Annotated in this window: 15 protein-coding genes; 5 read left to right on the top strand and 10 right to left on the bottom strand. The window is 61.2% G+C overall.

The window, feature by feature from the left end; translation table 11 throughout:
- Positions 1-5: 5 nt before the first annotated feature.
- From AC07OT_RS11195 to AC07OT_RS11185, 3 genes are read left to right on the top strand one after another with little or no spacing between them, the layout of a single operon-like run.
- Entirely contained in the window at positions 6-1,013 is a 1,008-nt protein-coding gene (locus tag AC07OT_RS11195) for a methionine ABC transporter ATP-binding protein (RefSeq protein WP_027608039.1), read from the top strand.
- Positions 1,013-1,687 (top strand): methionine ABC transporter permease, encoded by a 675-nt coding sequence (locus AC07OT_RS11190; protein WP_098480654.1) that lies wholly within the window; start codon positions 1,013-1,015, stop codon positions 1,685-1,687. Before AC07OT_RS11195 ends, AC07OT_RS11190 begins: the two co-directional genes overlap by 1 nt.
- 51 nt (positions 1,688-1,738) lie before the next feature.
- Positions 1,739-2,512: a MetQ/NlpA family ABC transporter substrate-binding protein gene (locus AC07OT_RS11185; protein WP_495108080.1), complete on the top strand. Its 774-nt coding sequence runs from the start codon at positions 1,739-1,741 to the stop codon at positions 2,510-2,512.
- 143 nt (positions 2,513-2,655) lie between these two features.
- Here AC07OT_RS11185 and AC07OT_RS11180 read toward each other — a convergent pair whose 3' ends face one another.
- The 5 genes from AC07OT_RS11180 to AC07OT_RS11160 are packed head-to-tail and all read right to left on the bottom strand — an operon-like array spanning position 2,656 to position 6,579.
- The gene (locus AC07OT_RS11180) at positions 2,656-3,291 is read right to left on the bottom strand and encodes an SCO family protein (protein ID WP_495108079.1); all 636 of its coding nucleotides are present in this window, start codon (positions 3,289-3,291) and stop codon (positions 2,656-2,658) included.
- Positions 3,288-4,187 carry a heme o synthase gene (gene cyoE / locus AC07OT_RS11175; RefSeq protein WP_027608043.1) on the bottom strand — a complete coding sequence of 300 codons (900 nt, stop codon included), beginning with the start codon at positions 4,185-4,187 and terminating at the stop codon, positions 3,288-3,290. The genes AC07OT_RS11180 and cyoE overlap by 4 nt, the downstream gene beginning before the upstream one ends.
- Complete coding sequence (locus AC07OT_RS11170; protein WP_092356034.1) at positions 4,175-5,254, bottom strand: COX15/CtaA family protein; 1,080 nt, start codon at positions 5,252-5,254, stop codon at positions 4,175-4,177. Before AC07OT_RS11170 ends, cyoE begins: the two co-directional genes overlap by 13 nt.
- A gap of 10 nt (positions 5,255-5,264) precedes the next feature.
- Complete coding sequence (locus tag AC07OT_RS11165) at positions 5,265-5,849, bottom strand: PA_0111/PP_0108 family redox-active disulfide protein (RefSeq protein WP_065926846.1); 585 nt, start codon at positions 5,847-5,849, stop codon at positions 5,265-5,267.
- Positions 5,815-6,579: an SURF1 family protein gene (locus tag AC07OT_RS11160; RefSeq protein ID WP_495108078.1), complete on the bottom strand. Its 765-nt coding sequence runs from the start codon at positions 6,577-6,579 to the stop codon at positions 5,815-5,817. The genes AC07OT_RS11165 and AC07OT_RS11160 overlap by 35 nt, the downstream gene beginning before the upstream one ends.
- A 45-nt stretch (positions 6,580-6,624) precedes the next feature.
- Here AC07OT_RS11160 and AC07OT_RS11155 point away from each other — a divergent pair, with 45 nt between their 5' ends.
- Positions 6,625-6,828 (top strand): twin transmembrane helix small protein, encoded by a 204-nt coding sequence (locus tag AC07OT_RS11155; protein ID WP_495108077.1) that lies wholly within the window; start codon positions 6,625-6,627, stop codon positions 6,826-6,828.
- A gap of 6 nt (positions 6,829-6,834) precedes the next feature.
- Here AC07OT_RS11155 and AC07OT_RS11150 read toward each other — a convergent pair whose 3' ends face one another.
- The 4 genes from AC07OT_RS11150 to coxB are packed head-to-tail and all read right to left on the bottom strand — an operon-like array spanning position 6,835 to position 11,106.
- Positions 6,835-7,722: a cytochrome c oxidase subunit 3 gene (locus AC07OT_RS11150; RefSeq protein ID WP_027608047.1), complete on the bottom strand. Its 888-nt coding sequence runs from the start codon at positions 7,720-7,722 to the stop codon at positions 6,835-6,837.
- Between the two features lie 35 nt (positions 7,723-7,757).
- The gene (locus AC07OT_RS11145; protein WP_065937874.1) at positions 7,758-8,309 is read right to left on the bottom strand and encodes a cytochrome c oxidase assembly protein; all 552 of its coding nucleotides are present in this window, start codon (positions 8,307-8,309) and stop codon (positions 7,758-7,760) included.
- Between the two features lie 21 nt (positions 8,310-8,330).
- Positions 8,331-9,920, bottom strand: coding sequence for a cytochrome c oxidase subunit I (gene ctaD / locus AC07OT_RS11140; protein WP_024072609.1), 1,590 nt, complete (start codon positions 9,918-9,920; stop codon positions 8,331-8,333).
- Positions 9,921-9,978: 58 nt separating this feature from the next.
- Positions 9,979-11,106, bottom strand: coding sequence for a cytochrome c oxidase subunit II (coxB, locus tag AC07OT_RS11135; RefSeq protein WP_141156387.1), 1,128 nt, complete (start codon positions 11,104-11,106; stop codon positions 9,979-9,981).
- 367 nt (positions 11,107-11,473) lie between these two features.
- Between coxB and AC07OT_RS11130 the strand changes: the two genes are divergently transcribed.
- Positions 11,474-12,121: a hypothetical protein gene (locus tag AC07OT_RS11130; RefSeq protein WP_027608050.1), complete on the top strand. Its 648-nt coding sequence runs from the start codon at positions 11,474-11,476 to the stop codon at positions 12,119-12,121.
- Positions 12,122-12,189: 68 nt separating this feature from the next.
- Here AC07OT_RS11130 and AC07OT_RS11125 read toward each other — a convergent pair whose 3' ends face one another.
- On the bottom strand, positions 12,190-13,737 hold the full coding sequence (locus tag AC07OT_RS11125) for a SulP family inorganic anion transporter (RefSeq protein ID WP_495108076.1): 1,548 nt from the start codon (positions 13,735-13,737) through the stop codon (positions 12,190-12,192).
- Positions 13,738-13,784 lie beyond the last annotated feature (47 nt).

Genomic DNA, 13,784 nt, shown 5'->3' with positions numbered 1-13,784 from the left:
GCTACGTGATCGAGTTTCAAAACGTCCATAAAACCTACCGCGTCGCCGGTAAGGATATTCCCGCGCTGTACCCCACCAGCCTGCGCGTCGAAAACGGCCAGGTGTTTGGCCTGATCGGCCACTCGGGTGCAGGTAAAAGCACGCTGCTGCGCCTGATCAACCGCCTGGAAGAGCCCAGCGGCGGCCAGATCACGGTGGACGGCGAAGAAGTCACCGCCCTGGACGCCAACGGCCTGCGCCGTTTCCGCCAGCAGGTCGGGATGATCTTCCAGCATTTCAACCTGCTGGCGTCCAAGACCGTTGCCGACAACGTGGCCCTGCCACTGACCCTGGCCGGCGAATTGTCGCGCAAGGACATCGACCAACGCGTCGCCGAGCTACTCGCCCGCGTCGGCCTGTCGGACCACGCCAGGAAGTACCCGGCGCAGTTGTCCGGTGGCCAGAAGCAGCGCGTCGGCATTGCTCGCGCCCTGGCGACCAAGCCGAAAATCCTGCTGTGCGACGAGGCCACCAGCGCCCTCGACCCGCAAACCACCGCCTCGGTCCTGCAACTGCTGGCCGAGATCAATCGCGAGTTGAAACTGACCATCGTGCTGATCACCCATGAAATGGATGTGATCCGCCGCGTATGCGACCAAGTCGCCGTGATGGACGCCGGCGTGATCGTCGAGCAAGGCTCGGTGGCCGACGTGTTCCTGCACCCCAAGCACCCGACCACCAAGCGCTTCGTGCAGGAAGCCGAGCAGGTCGATGAAGGCGAGCAGCGCGATGACTTCGCCCATGTACCGGGTCGCATCGTACGGCTTACGTTCCAGGGTGAAGCGACCTACGCGCCACTGCTGGGCACCGTCGCCCGCGAAACTGGGGTGGACTACAGCATCCTCGCCGGCCGCATCGACCGCATCAAAGACATCCCCTACGGGCAACTGACCCTTGCGGTCACCGGCGGTGACATGGAAGCGGCCTTTGCCCGCTTTACCGCCGCAGACGTCCACATGGAGGTGCTGCGCTGATGGACGTTTTCTTGAGTTTCTTCGCCAATATCGACTGGTCCGAAATCTGGCTCGCCACCGGCGACACCATGATCATGCTGTTCGGTTCGCTGTTCTTCACCGTGGTATTGGGCCTGCCTTTGGGCGTGCTGTTGTTCCTGACCAGCCCACGCCAGCTGTTCGAGCAAAAAGGCCTGTACGCACTGCTGTCGCTGATCGTGAACATCCTGCGCTCGCTGCCGTTCATCATCCTGCTGATCGTGATGATCCCGTTCACTGTGCTGATCACCGGTACCTCCCTGGGCGTAGCGGGCGCGATCCCGCCGCTGGTGGTGGGTGCCACGCCATTCTTCGCGCGCCTGGTGGAAACCGCCTTGCGTGAAGTGGACCGCGGCATCATCGAGGCCACCCAGTCCATGGGCGCCAGCACCCGCCAGATCATCATCAACGCGCTGCTGCCCGAGGCACGCCCCGGCATCTTCGCGGCGATAACGGTGACGGCGATTACCCTGGTGTCCTACACGGCCATGGCCGGTGTCGTCGGTGCCGGCGGCCTGGGTGACCTGGCGATCCGTTTCGGTTACCAGCGCTTCCAGACCGACGTGATGGTGGTCACCGTGGTAATGCTGTTGATCCTGGTGCAAATTCTGCAAACCGTCGGCGACAAGCTGGTGGTGCACTTTTCTCGAAAATAACGGCCATTGCCGGTCAAAAGCCGGCACATGCCCGAACAAGGAGCTTGTTGGATGAAAAAACTACTGGTTGCTTTCGCCGCCGTTGCCGCGTTTTCCGCCCACGCCGCCGACACCCTGAAAGTCGCAGCCTCGCCGGTGCCCCACGCGGAAATCCTGGAATTCGTGAAGCCTGCCCTCGCTAAAGAAGGCGTGGACCTGCAAGTCAAAGTCTTCACCGATTACGTACAGCCCAACGTCCAGGTAGCGGAAAAGCGCCTGGACGCGAACTTCTTCCAGCACCAGCCATACCTGGATGAGTTCAACAAGGCCAAGGGCACTCACCTGGTGAGCGTCGGCGCTGTGCACCTGGAGCCCCTGGGCGCTTACTCCAGCAAGTACAAAAAACTGGAAGACCTGCCTGACGGCGCCAACGTGGTGATCCCGAACGACGCCACCAACGGTGGCCGCGCGCTGTTGCTGCTGGCCAAAGCCGGTTTGATCAAATTGAAGGACTCGACCAACATCCTGTCGACCATCAAGGACATCACCGCAAACCCGAAAAACCTGAAATTCCGCGAACTGGAAGCCGCCACCCTGCCGCGCGTGCTGACCCAGGTCGACCTGGCGCTGATCAACACCAACTATGCGCTGGAAGCCAAGCTGGACCCGTCCAAGGACGCCCTGGTGATCGAAGGCAATGACTCGCCTTACGTGAACATCCTCGTGAGCCGCGAAGACAACCAGGATTCGGACGCGATGAAAAAGCTGATTGCAGCCCTGCACACCCCTGAGGTGAAGCAATTCATCCAAGAGAAGTACAAAGGCGCGATCCTGCCGGCGTTCTGATCCGACTCGGTCTCCAACACGCTGGAGATCAAAAAATGTGGGAGGGGGCTTGCCCCCGATTGCGGAGTATCAGTCGCTGCATGAGCTGACTGATCTGCCGCCATCGGGGCAAGCCCCCTCCCACATGTGTTGTGCATTGCCTGTTACTTGCGCTGCAACAGCCCCGGCAGTTGCGCTACCAGCTTCTGGTTGTTCAACGGCGAACGAATAAAGCCGCGCTGGGTACCATCCGGACCGATCAGCGCGAGGTTGCCGCTGTGGTCGACGGTGTAGTTGGGCTTGCTGGTGTCTGCCGGGATGAACGGGATGCTCACGGCATTCGAGACCTTCTGCACATCCTCCACGTTCGCACCGGTGAGGCCTTGGAATTGCGGGTCGAAGTAGCCCAGGTACTGCTTGAGCTGGGTCGGGGTGTCGCGGTTCGGGTCGACGCTGACCAGGATCACCTGCAACTTGTCCACAGCCTCCTTAGGCAGCTCGCTCTTGATCTGGCGCAGTTGGGCGAGGGTGGTCGGGCAGATGTCGGGGCAGAAGGTGTAGCCGAAGAACAGCAGGCTCCACTTGCCTTTCAACTCGTTAACCAGCACCGGCTGGCCTTCCTGGTTGGTCATGCTCACCGGCGGCAGCTGGCGGCTTTGCGGCAGCAGGATGATACCGGCATCAATCAATGCCGTAGGGTCGCCCTGGCCCTTGCCCGAGAGCACTTTGTTAACGGTCAGGCCCATGATCAACGCGACGATGGCCACCAGGATAAAGACGGTTTTTTGAGTTCGAGTCATAGGTTCAACAGTAAGTAGTGGTCTACGAGCAGGGCGATAAACAGCAGGAACAGGTACCAGATAGAGTACTTGAAGGTGTTGATCGCCGCGTGCGGCTGAGCGCCACGGTACAGCACCCAGGCCCATTGCAGAAAGCGTCCGCCCAAAACCAGCGCACAGGCCAGGTAGAGCGGGCCGCTCATGTGGATCACATAGGGCATCAGGCTCACCGCCAACAGGGCAAAGGTATAGAGCAGGATATGCACCTTGGTGTAGTGCTCGCCGTGAGTGACAGGCAGCATCGGGATATCGGCCTTGGCGTATTCCTCCTTGCGGTGAATGGCCAGGGCCCAGAAGTGCGGCGGCGTCCAGGCGAAGATGATCAGCACCAGCAACAAGGGCTCGGCGCTGACATGGCCGGTAACGGCGACCCAACCCAACAGCGGTGGCGCGGCACCGGCCAGGCCTCCGATAACAATATTTTGTGGCGTCGCCCGCTTGAGAAAACCGGTGTAGACCACCGCGTAACCGAGCAGCGAAGCCAGCGTCAGCCATGCCGCCAGAGGGTTGGTAAACGCCAGCAACAAGGCCAATCCTGCAACGGCTAGAAACAAAGCAAAGGCCAGCGCCGCCACCGGCGACACACGCCCCTCCGCCAACGGCCGCTTATGGGTGCGAGCCATCACTGCATCAATCCGTCGGTCCACCACATGGTTCACCGCCGCCGCACCACCGGCACACAGGGCTATTCCCAGGTTGCCGAAAATCAGTACCGCCCACGGCACACCGGCGCGGGTCGCGAGGAACATGCCGACCAGGGAGGTGATGAGCATCAGCACCACCACTTTCGGCTTGGTCAGCTCCAGGTAATCGCGCCAGATCGCCTGGCTGTGGCGCGCGCCGATCAAGGTCGCCATGGCATCTCTCCTTTAAGGGTGATGAGGCCCGATACGTGTTTGCGCGGGCTGAAGCGCCAGCCGAACGGCAACTGGTGACGCACCCGGACCAGACTGGTGCGGGCGTGGTAATTGACCAGCACCAGGGTCAATAACAGCGCCGCACCGCCGGCGTTATGGCCGACCGCAACCGGCAGTGGCAGGTGGAAATACACGTTGCTCAGGCCCAGGCTGATTTGTACCGCCAGGGCAATCAACAGCAGGCCCGCGAGCCGCGTCATACCCACCGCACGCAGCTGCCAGGCCAGCCCCGCAAGCACCAGGGTGACCAGCACCGCACCGATGCGGTGGGTCAGGTGGATAGCGGTGCGCGCGTCGCTGTCGAGTTGGCCGCCAAGGTAATTGGGGCCGATGTGCTGGGTCAGGTGAAAGCCGTTGGCGAAGTCCGCCGCAGGCCACCACTGGCCGTGGCAGGTGGGCAAATCGATACAGGCCACTGCCGCGTAGTTGGAACTGACCCAGCCGCCCAAGGCGATCTGACCGATCACCAGCACCAGGCCGGCCGTGGCCCAATATTGCAGGCGCCTGGGTACGATCAACGCGGGCAACACCCCAGACAAGCGCAGGGTCAGCAGAAACAGCAGGCTCAAGGTCGCAAAACCGCCCAACAAATGCCCCGTCACCACCTGGGGCCACAGCTTCAAGGTCACCGTCCACATGCCAAACGCGGCCTGGGCGAACACCACCATCAACAGAAACAACGGCAGTTTCACTGGCTGGCCCGGATCACGCCGATGGCTCCACGAACGCGCCGCCAACAGCACAATCAACAGGCCCAGGGTGCCGGCGAAGTAGCGATGGGTCATCTCCGCCCAGCCCTTGTCAGCCTCCACCGGCGTATCGGGAAAATGCAATTCGGCATGGGCCAGCTGGGCCTCGCTTTGCGGCACGCTGATAAACCCGTAGCAGCCCGGCCAGTCCGGGCAACCGAGGCCGGCGTGGGTCAGGCGGGTGTAGGCGCCAAGCAGCACGACGATCAGCGCCAGCAGAGTGGCAAATAACGCGAGGCGAAATCCAGGTTTGGCCATGACGATGCCCTTATCCGATGTTCGACAGTTTCAACAGGTGGCGCAGGTCATTGAGCAAGTCCTTGCCCTTGACCTTGGCGTCGTAGCGCAGCACCAGGTTGCCGTGGGGGTCGACGATCCATAGTTGCGCAGCGCCCGGCGCGGCGGCGTTTTTGGTGAAGGTCGAGAGATCCAGCGAGTAGCGCTGCAATTGCGGGTATTCGGCCTTGAGCTTGGTGTCATAGTCGGCAGCGACCGGTTGCGCACTGGCCAAGGCATGGCTGGCGCGTGAAGCGTCGCGCCCCAGGCCGATCTGCAACTGACGCGCGAGGTACACCAGTTGCCGGCAATCGGCGGCGCAGGCGCCAGGCGCGGTGACCAGCAACTGCCAGCGCTGCTCATCGGCCTGCACGCCAATATCGGCGCGGGTCTGACCGTTACCGATCATTTCTCCGTGGTAGCTGCGACTGTCCGGCACCCAGAACTGCAGTTTGTACATGAAGGTGGCCAGCACCATCGGACCGATCACCATCAGCAGGATCAGCATCAGCTGCCAGCGTCCTTTGCGCCGATCAGGCACCTCAGACATGTTGAGTGGATTCGTGGCCGTTCCCATGGGGCTTCTCCTTTGTGGTGTGCCATCCGAGGTAGAGGTAAAGAGCCAGTAGCGCCAGGGACATGGCGAACCACTGCACCGCGTAGGCCAGGTGTTTTTCCGGACCCATCGCAACGATGGGCCAGGTGGTTTCGTACGTGCCGGGGCCGGCTTCAGCGCGCAGCTCATAGGCAAAACCGTTGCGGCCCAGCTCAGCCCACAACGCGGCGGGGTGCAGCGCGGTCAACAGGCGCGGCCATTGGGCAGTGGCAGGGTCCGCATGCAGCTGGAAGGTTTCGCCGGGCGCGACATACACCCAGGCGTCGAGATTCAAAGGCTGAGCCGGAGTAGTGAAGACGGGCGGGGTGCGCCGATCCGGCCACGGCAACCAGCCCCGATTGAGCAATAACCACAGGCCGCTGGCCTGGTCATGAAAGGGTTGCAGCAGCTCGACACCCGCCTTGCCGTCACGCATGCGGTTATCCAGCAATACGCTGTGCTCGGCATCGAACTGGCCGCGCAGATGCACGCGGCGGAAGGCCGGGTCCGCCATATCCCCGAGTTGCACACTGCTGATCGGCTCAGCGGCGCGGCGTTCGGCATAGCTGTCCACCAGCAACTGTTTCTCATGGCCGCGCGACAGCTGCCAGACGCCCAAGCCCACCATCAAAGGCAGCAGAATCATCACCACCACGGTTGGTGCGATACCTGGACGAAAGCGTTTCATGGCGCTGGCTATACTTGTTTTCATTGCCCGCCCATCCCCTTGATGCCCACCAACGCCAGGAACCAGACCATGCTCAAAGCAGCCATTGCCCTGATGCTGATCGCGACCGTCGTGAGCCTGTTCAGTGGCCTGTTCTTCCTGGTCAAGGACGAGGGCAACTCCCACCGCCTCGTCACGGCCTTGACCGTGCGTGTGGTACTGGCCGTGATCACCGTGGCGTTGATCGCCTGGGGATTTTTCAGCGGCCAGCTGGTATCTCATGCGCCCTGGTAAGTCGCCTCACAGCACATAGACGAAGAAAAACAGCCCGATCCAAACCACATCCACGAAGTGCCAATACCAACTGGCCGCCTCGAAACCGAACTGATGCTCGGCATTGAAATGCCCGCGCAGGATGCGCATCAGCATCACAAACAAAATAATGGTGCCGATGGTCACGTGAGCACCGTGAAAACCCGTGAGCATAAAGAACGTCGCGCCGTATACCCCCGAACCCAAGGTCAGGCCCAGTTCTTTATAGGCATGGATGTATTCCTCGGCCTGGAACCCGAGGAATGCCAGGCCCAGCAAGACGGTGATCGCCAGCCAGATCTTCAGCGCGCCGCGATGCCCCTTGCGCAAGGCGTGGTGGGCAATGGTGATGGTCACGCTGGAACTCACCAGCAGGATGGTGTTGACCAACGGCAAGCCCCACGGGCTGATGGTGCCCTCCGGCGCGGGATAGAGCTTCGGGTCCGGGTTGTTGAGCAACGGCCAGGCAAACTCGAAGTTCGGCCACAGCATGTGCGCAATGCCTTTGGGGCCTTCGCCGGCCAATGCGGGACCGGACAAGTGGCGCACGTAGAACAGCGCACCGAAGAACGCGATAAAGAACATCACCTCGGAAAAAATGAACCAGGTCATGCCCCAGCGAAACGAGCGGTCCATCTGGGCGCTGTACAAACCGGCGCGGCTTTCCTTGATCACCGCTCCGAACCAGCCAAACAGCATGTAGGCCAGCAACAGCCCTCCGACGAAAAAGATCCACGGCCCGTGGGATTCCGGGCGTGCCGCCTTCAGGTCGTTGAACCACACGGCCAGGCCATACACGGTGACCAGCATGCCAATCGTGGCAATTATCGGCCATTTGCTTTGAGCTGGTACGTAGTACGTATCATGAGTCGACATGTATTCGCTCTCCTGATTGAGCGGGCAAACAGTAGCTAGCCGCCGGTACGGACAGCCACGGGCGGTTGGCGCGCAGTGATATCAAACAGCGTGTACGCCAGGGTCAAATGCTTCACATCCTTGGGCATGTCACGGTCGACAATAAAACGCACCGGCATCTCGATGCGCTGGCCTGGCTGCAGCACTTGCTGGGTGAAGCAAAAGCATTCGGTCTTGTGGAAATACATCGCCGCTTCGGCAGGGGAAATGCTCGGCACCGCCTGGGCGGTCATCGGCTTGTCAGTGGGGTTGTAGGCCACAAACAGCATCTCGGTGACGGCACCGGGGTTGACCACCACCTCATCAGCCTTGGAATGAAACTCCCAGACCATGTCGATGGCATTGGTGGACAGGAACTGCACCCGTACCTGGCGCGTGAGGTCGACGACCTGCTCGCCTTCGTACTGCCCGGCCGTCTTGCCGTTGATGCCGAATGCCTTGCACATCACGTCGTAGATCGGCACCAGGGCAAAGCCGAAGGCGAACATCGCTAGCACCAGGATCAGCAGGCGGGTAACCAGGCGCTTGAGGGGCACGGAGTCAGCCATGACCACCTCCGCTCACCCTGTTCATTTGACCTCCGGTGGCGTGGTGAAGGTGTGGTACGGCGCGGGCGAGGGCACGCTCCACTCCAGGCCTTCGGCGCCATCCCACGGCTTGGCCGGCGCGGGCGGGCCGCCACGGATGCACTTGATCACGATAAACAGGAAGAAGATCTGCGTGGCGCCAAACATGAACGCGCCAATCGACGAGACCATATTGAAGTCGGCGAACTGCAGGTTGTAGTCCGGCACCCGACGCGGCATGCCGGCCAGTCCCACGAAGTGCATCGGGAAGAAGGCCATGTTCATGCCCACGAAAGACAACCAGAAATGCAGCTTGCCCAGGGTTTCGTCGTACATGTGGCCGGTCCATTTCGGCAGCCAGTAGTAGGCCGAGGCGAAGATGCCGAAGATCGCTCCAGGCACCAGTACGTAATGGAAGTGCGCCACCACAAAGTAGGTGTCGTGGTACTGGAAGTCCGCCGGGGCAATCGCCAGCATCAATCCGGAGAAACCGCCGATGGTGAACAGGATCACGAACGCTACGGCAAACAGCATCGGCGTCTCGAAGGTCAGCGAGCCTTGCCACATGGTGCTGACCCAGTTGAACACCTTCACACCGGTGGGCACCGCAATCAGCAACGTGGCGTACATGAAGAACAACTCGCCGACCAATGGAATGCCCACCACGAACATATGGTGCGCCCACACGATAAACGAGAGGAACGCGATGCTCGCCGTGGCGTAGACCATCGACGTGTAGCCGAACAATGGCTTGCGCGAGAAGGTCGGGATAATCGAACTGACGGCGCCAAACGCCGGCAGGATCATGATGTACACCTCGGGGTGGCCGAAGAACCAGAACACATGCTGGAACAGCACCGGATCACCGCCACCGGCCGCACTGAAGAAGCTGGTGCCGAAGTGGATGTCCATCAGCATCATGGTCACGCAGCCGGCCAGCACCGGCATCACCGCGATCAGCAGGAAGGCGGTGATCAGCCAGGTCCAGACGAACAGCGGCATTTTCATCAAGGTCATGCCGGGCGCACGCAGGTTGAGGATGGTGGCGACCACGTTGATCGCGCCCATGATCGAGCTGATGCCCATCAAGTGGATGGCGAAGATGAAGAACGTCACGCTTTCCGGCGCGTAGGTGGTGGAGAGCGGGGCGTAGAACGTCCAGCCGAAATTCGGCCCGCCACCGGGCGTGAACAGGGTCGAGACCAGCAGCAGGAACGCCGCCGGCAGCAGCCAGAAGCTGAAGTTGTTCATGCGCGGCAAGGCCATGTCCGGCGCGCCGATCATCAGCGGAATCATCCAGTTGGCCAGGCCGACAAACGCCGGCATTACCGCACCGAACACCATGATCAGGCCGTGCATGGTGGTCATCTGGTTGAAAAACGCCGGCTCGACGATCTGCAGGCCAGGCTGGAACAGCTCGGCACGGATCACCATGGCGAACGAGCCGCCGAGCAGGAACATGGTGAACGCGAACCATAGGTACATCGTGCCGATGTCCTTGTGGTTGGTGGTCAGCACCCAGCGCATCAAGCCTTTGGCGGGGCCGTGGGCATGGTCACCGGCGTGGCCATGGTCATCGATCACAGCGCTCATGGCCGTTCTCCTGCAAGCGAGTGGGCGGGGCGGTTCGGGGTATACGCAATGAATGAAGTCATTTGCTTTCCGCCTGCTTGATGGCCAGCACGTCTTTAGGCGTGACCATGTCGCCTTTGTTATTACCCCAGGCGTTGCGCTCGTAGGTCACCACGGCGGCGATATCCACTTCCGAGAGCTGCTTGCCGAATGCGGCCATCGCCGTACCGGGCTTGCCGTGGTAGACGAGGCTCAGGTGACCTTCCTTGGGCCCGGTGGCGATTTTCGAACCCTTGAGGGCCGGGAACATCGGTGGCAGGCCCTGGCCCTCGGCCTGGTGACAGGCCACGCAGGTGGTGTGGTAGACCTTGTCGCCGCGGGCCACCAGCTCTTCCAGCGTCCACTCCTTGGAGGTCAGCTCCTTGAGCTTGGCGGCCTCTGCCTTGCGTTCGCCGAGCCAGGTGTCGTAGTCGGCCTTGGACTTGACCTCCACCACGATGGGCATGAAACCGTGGTCCTTGCCACACAGTTCGGCGCATTGGCCACGGTAGATGCCAGGCTTCTCGACGCGGGTCCAGGCCTCGTTGACGAACCCCGGGATGGCGTCACGCTTGACCGCAAAGGCCGGCACCCACCAGGAGTGGATCACGTCGGCGGCGGTCACCAGGAAGCGCACCTTGGCGCCCACCGGCAGCACCAGCGGCTGGTCGACTTCCAGCAGGTAATGTTCGCCCTTGGTGGCCTGGTTACGGATCTGCTCGGCGGGCGTGGCCAGGTTGCTGAAGAACTCCACGTCCTGGCCCAGGTATTTGTAATGCCACTTCCACTGATAGCCGGTGACCTGGATATCGATATCCGACTCGGTACTGTCGTAGATATTGATCAAGGTCTTGGTCGCCGGAATGGCCATCGCGACCAGGATCAGCAAGGGCACCACGGTCCAGAGGATTTCCACGGTGGTGCTTTCGTGGAATTTGGCCGCGACCTGGCCCGTAGAGCGGCGATGAAGGATCATCGACCAGAACATCGCGCCAAAAACGACAATGCCGATCACTACACAGATCCAGAAAATGGTCATGTGCAGGTCGAACACAGCGTGACTGACTTCAGTTGCCCCTGGCGCCATATTCGTTGTCCAGGCGGCGTGCGCCTGGCCGAATACCGACCACAACAGGAGGCCCATCCAAACATGTGGATGTCGCGTCATTGCGGGTTCCCCTTATCGTTCTTGTTATCCCGCCGGTTTGCACCTGCGTCGAAGGGAGCGGCTTCCATACTGCTTACAACCGCTTAGCCTTACCTGCTTATGCAGTCTGGCGTCATCAGCTAATCGCGTACAAACCCGAGTATAGACACGCTCTGCAACCCCGCAATGTGTAGGGGCAAATGAGCAAAAATGAGTGGCCAGGCCTAATAAAACCGGGTGCGGAATCGTTTATCCGACCAACGATGGCAATTCGATATAACGCCTGTGCATAACCATGAAATAATTATGACAAATGCGTCTTAGGCGCTCGTATAAACGAGCTACCTTATGCTGTCCCTATTCCTACACCTGCTTCACTGGAGCCTTCATGAACACCGCCGCATTGCGCGAGCAGATTTCCCGTGCCCATCAACACGAATCCAGCACTGGCCAGTTGGCCAAGCAGCTGGAAGAGCAATTGCCGCACCTGCATTCGGCCATTTCCCTGGCTGATGGTGATCGCAACATTGTCATGACCCGCTTCGTCACGGCCTACATCGATCTGGTACCAGACCTGCTGGACGCCGCCAACGACGTGGCCCGCGAGGCCGGCATCGAAAGCCAGATCAAGCCAGTGCTGAAAATCGCCGAGCATTTCTTCCTGCAGCCCCCCGCCATCCTGGCCGGCCATGAAGGGCTCGACGGTCTGCTGGACGAGGCTTACCTGGCCCATCGCCTGGTGGAAGAGGTCAACGATTTGTACATCAAACACTTTGGCCAGCCACTGATTCCGGCAGATACCACCGTGGCCAACGTGATTGCCCATCAGTTGATCGGCGAAGCATTCGCCAACCAGCTGGATGAAGCCGTTCATCATGCGGTGGATGAAATGCTCAACGAAGACAGCTTTGCACTGGAATCTGTCGAAGCATATCGCGAACAGCTGAAAAGCCCGGCAACGGAAGCCGCGTGGAAGCGCTGGCCGTGCCTGTCCCGCCAGCTGGGGGTTGAGTTGGCGTTGGACCAGCCGGCTTAAATCCTGAATTCGACACAGAACGAATGTGGGAGGGGACTTGCCCCCTCCCACATGTTGCTCCGGTTCCGTCAGCCGACTGAGGGCGCCGAGCCTATCCCTGTCGTCGTCCTGACCCGGCCTTCGAGCCTGCGCTTCAACCCACGCGCCTCGATCACCAGCCTCGAACCCTTGGCCGCATTCGCCCGACCCCATTCCTCCAGCAACTCCAGGCAGGAATGGTCGATATAACTCAGGTTACTCAGCGGTACGTGCACAGTCGTGCCCGGAGGAACCGTCGCCAGCACCTGGGTCAACGCCGGCACTTTCAGGAAAGTCGCCGCACCGGTCAAACGCAGCTCCATTTCCCCCTCCGGGGGCAGGTCGATCAGACTGACTTTCAGGCGTGAGGCCTTGAGCGCCAGCTTGACCAGTGTGAGCCCGAAGCCCACCAGCACACCGGTCAGCAGGTCGGTGAAAATGATCGCCAACGCCGTGGCCGCGTAGGTAAACATCGGCATGCGCCCATAACGACCGAGGGCCTTGAAGGCCTTGATGTCCACCAGCTTGATCCCGGTGTACACCAACACACCCGCCAGGCTTGCCACAGGAATGCTTTGCAGCACGCTCGACAGCAACAGTACGAACCCCAACAGCCATACGCCATGGAACATCGCTGACAACCGCGTGGTGGCACCGGCCTGCACGTTGGCGGAGCTGCGCACGATCACACCGGTCATCGGCAGGGCACCGACCAGGCCGCACAGCATGTTGCCCACACCCTGGGCGGACAATTCCTTATCGAAATCGGAACGCTGGCCGCTGTGCATGCGGTCGACCGCTGCCGCAGAGAGCAGGGTTTCGGCACTGGCGATAAACGCCACCGCAAACGCAGCGATCAACAACTGAGGGTCAGCCAGGTTCAACAGGTCGCTGGGACGCAGCCAATCGATGGCGTCGGCGAGGTTCTCCGGGACTTCCACACGCTTGACCTGCAACGCCAGCACCAGGCTGGCCACCGTTGCCAGGCCCACGCCTAACAGGGCTCCCGGCACGAAACGCAGGGTTTGCGGGCGGAATTTATCCCACAGGTACATCACCAGCATCGTCGACAAACCGAGCAAGCCGGCCTGCCAACCCAGGCCACCGCCCAAGGTTGGAATCGCCTCCACCAGCGCGGCGGGGAAGCCCGCCAGGTTATCCAGCCCTGAGGGCTTGGGCGCACCGTCGAGCATCACATGGATCTGCGATAGCACAATCAATACGCCGATCCCCGCCAGCATCCCGTACACCACCGCCGGCGCCGTGACGCGGAACCAGCAACCCAGGCGCAGGCGCCCGGCCACCAGTTGCAGGAAGCCGGCCAGCAGCAGGATCGGCCCGAGCATCAGCATCCCGTGCTGGCGCACCAGCTCGAACACCAAGACCGCCAGACCCGCTGCCGGGCCGCTGACCTGCAGCGGCGAGCCCGCCAACCAGCCCACCACCAGGCCACCGATAATCCCGGTGATCAGGCCCTTGGCCGGCGGCATGCCGGACGCGATGGCGATCCCCATGCACAGGGGCAGGGCGACCAGAAACACAACCACGGAGGCGAGCAGCTCCCGTGGCAATACAGCTTTCAATTGAGCAGCACGCATGATGGCTCTCCCGAGGTATTCGCCGGGCGCGGCAAAGCCTGGCTGCA

The organism is Pseudomonas sp. GW821-FHT09C10, assembly GCF_059418085.1.
Note: the sequence above shows the minus strand (reverse complement) of the source record. Positions and strands in the feature narration are given on the sequence as shown.

What these genes read in the sequence shown, in the direction of transcription:
- AC07OT_RS11190 (WP_098480654.1), top strand. Translation starts at nt 1,013, where the DNA reads ATGGACGTTTTCTTGAGTTTCTTCGCCAATATCGACTGGTCCGAAATC.
- AC07OT_RS11185 (WP_495108080.1), top strand. Translation starts at nt 1,739, where the DNA reads ATGAAAAAACTACTGGTTGCTTTCGCCGCCGTTGCCGCGTTTTCCGCC.
- AC07OT_RS11180 (WP_495108079.1), bottom strand. Translation starts at nt 3,291, where the DNA reads ATGACTCGAACTCAAAAAACCGTCTTTATCCTGGTGGCCATCGTCGCG.
- cyoE (WP_027608043.1), bottom strand. Translation starts at nt 4,187, where the DNA reads ATGGCGACCTTGATCGGCGCGCGCCACAGCCAGGCGATCTGGCGCGAT.
- AC07OT_RS11170 (WP_092356034.1), bottom strand. Translation starts at nt 5,254, where the DNA reads ATGGCCAAACCTGGATTTCGCCTCGCGTTATTTGCCACTCTGCTGGCG.
- AC07OT_RS11165 (WP_065926846.1), bottom strand. Translation starts at nt 5,849, where the DNA reads ATGGGAACGGCCACGAATCCACTCAACATGTCTGAGGTGCCTGATCGG.
- AC07OT_RS11160 (WP_495108078.1), bottom strand. Translation starts at nt 6,579, where the DNA reads ATGAAAACAAGTATAGCCAGCGCCATGAAACGCTTTCGTCCAGGTATC.
- AC07OT_RS11155 (WP_495108077.1), top strand. Translation starts at nt 6,625, where the DNA reads ATGCTCAAAGCAGCCATTGCCCTGATGCTGATCGCGACCGTCGTGAGC.
- AC07OT_RS11150 (WP_027608047.1), bottom strand. Translation starts at nt 7,722, where the DNA reads ATGTCGACTCATGATACGTACTACGTACCAGCTCAAAGCAAATGGCCG.
- AC07OT_RS11145 (WP_065937874.1), bottom strand. Translation starts at nt 8,309, where the DNA reads ATGGCTGACTCCGTGCCCCTCAAGCGCCTGGTTACCCGCCTGCTGATC.
- ctaD (WP_024072609.1), bottom strand. Translation starts at nt 9,920, where the DNA reads ATGAGCGCTGTGATCGATGACCATGGCCACGCCGGTGACCATGCCCAC.
- coxB (WP_141156387.1), bottom strand. Translation starts at nt 11,106, where the DNA reads ATGACGCGACATCCACATGTTTGGATGGGCCTCCTGTTGTGGTCGGTA.
- AC07OT_RS11130 (WP_027608050.1), top strand. Translation starts at nt 11,474, where the DNA reads ATGAACACCGCCGCATTGCGCGAGCAGATTTCCCGTGCCCATCAACAC.
- AC07OT_RS11125 (WP_495108076.1), bottom strand. Translation starts at nt 13,737, where the DNA reads ATGCGTGCTGCTCAATTGAAAGCTGTATTGCCACGGGAGCTGCTCGCC.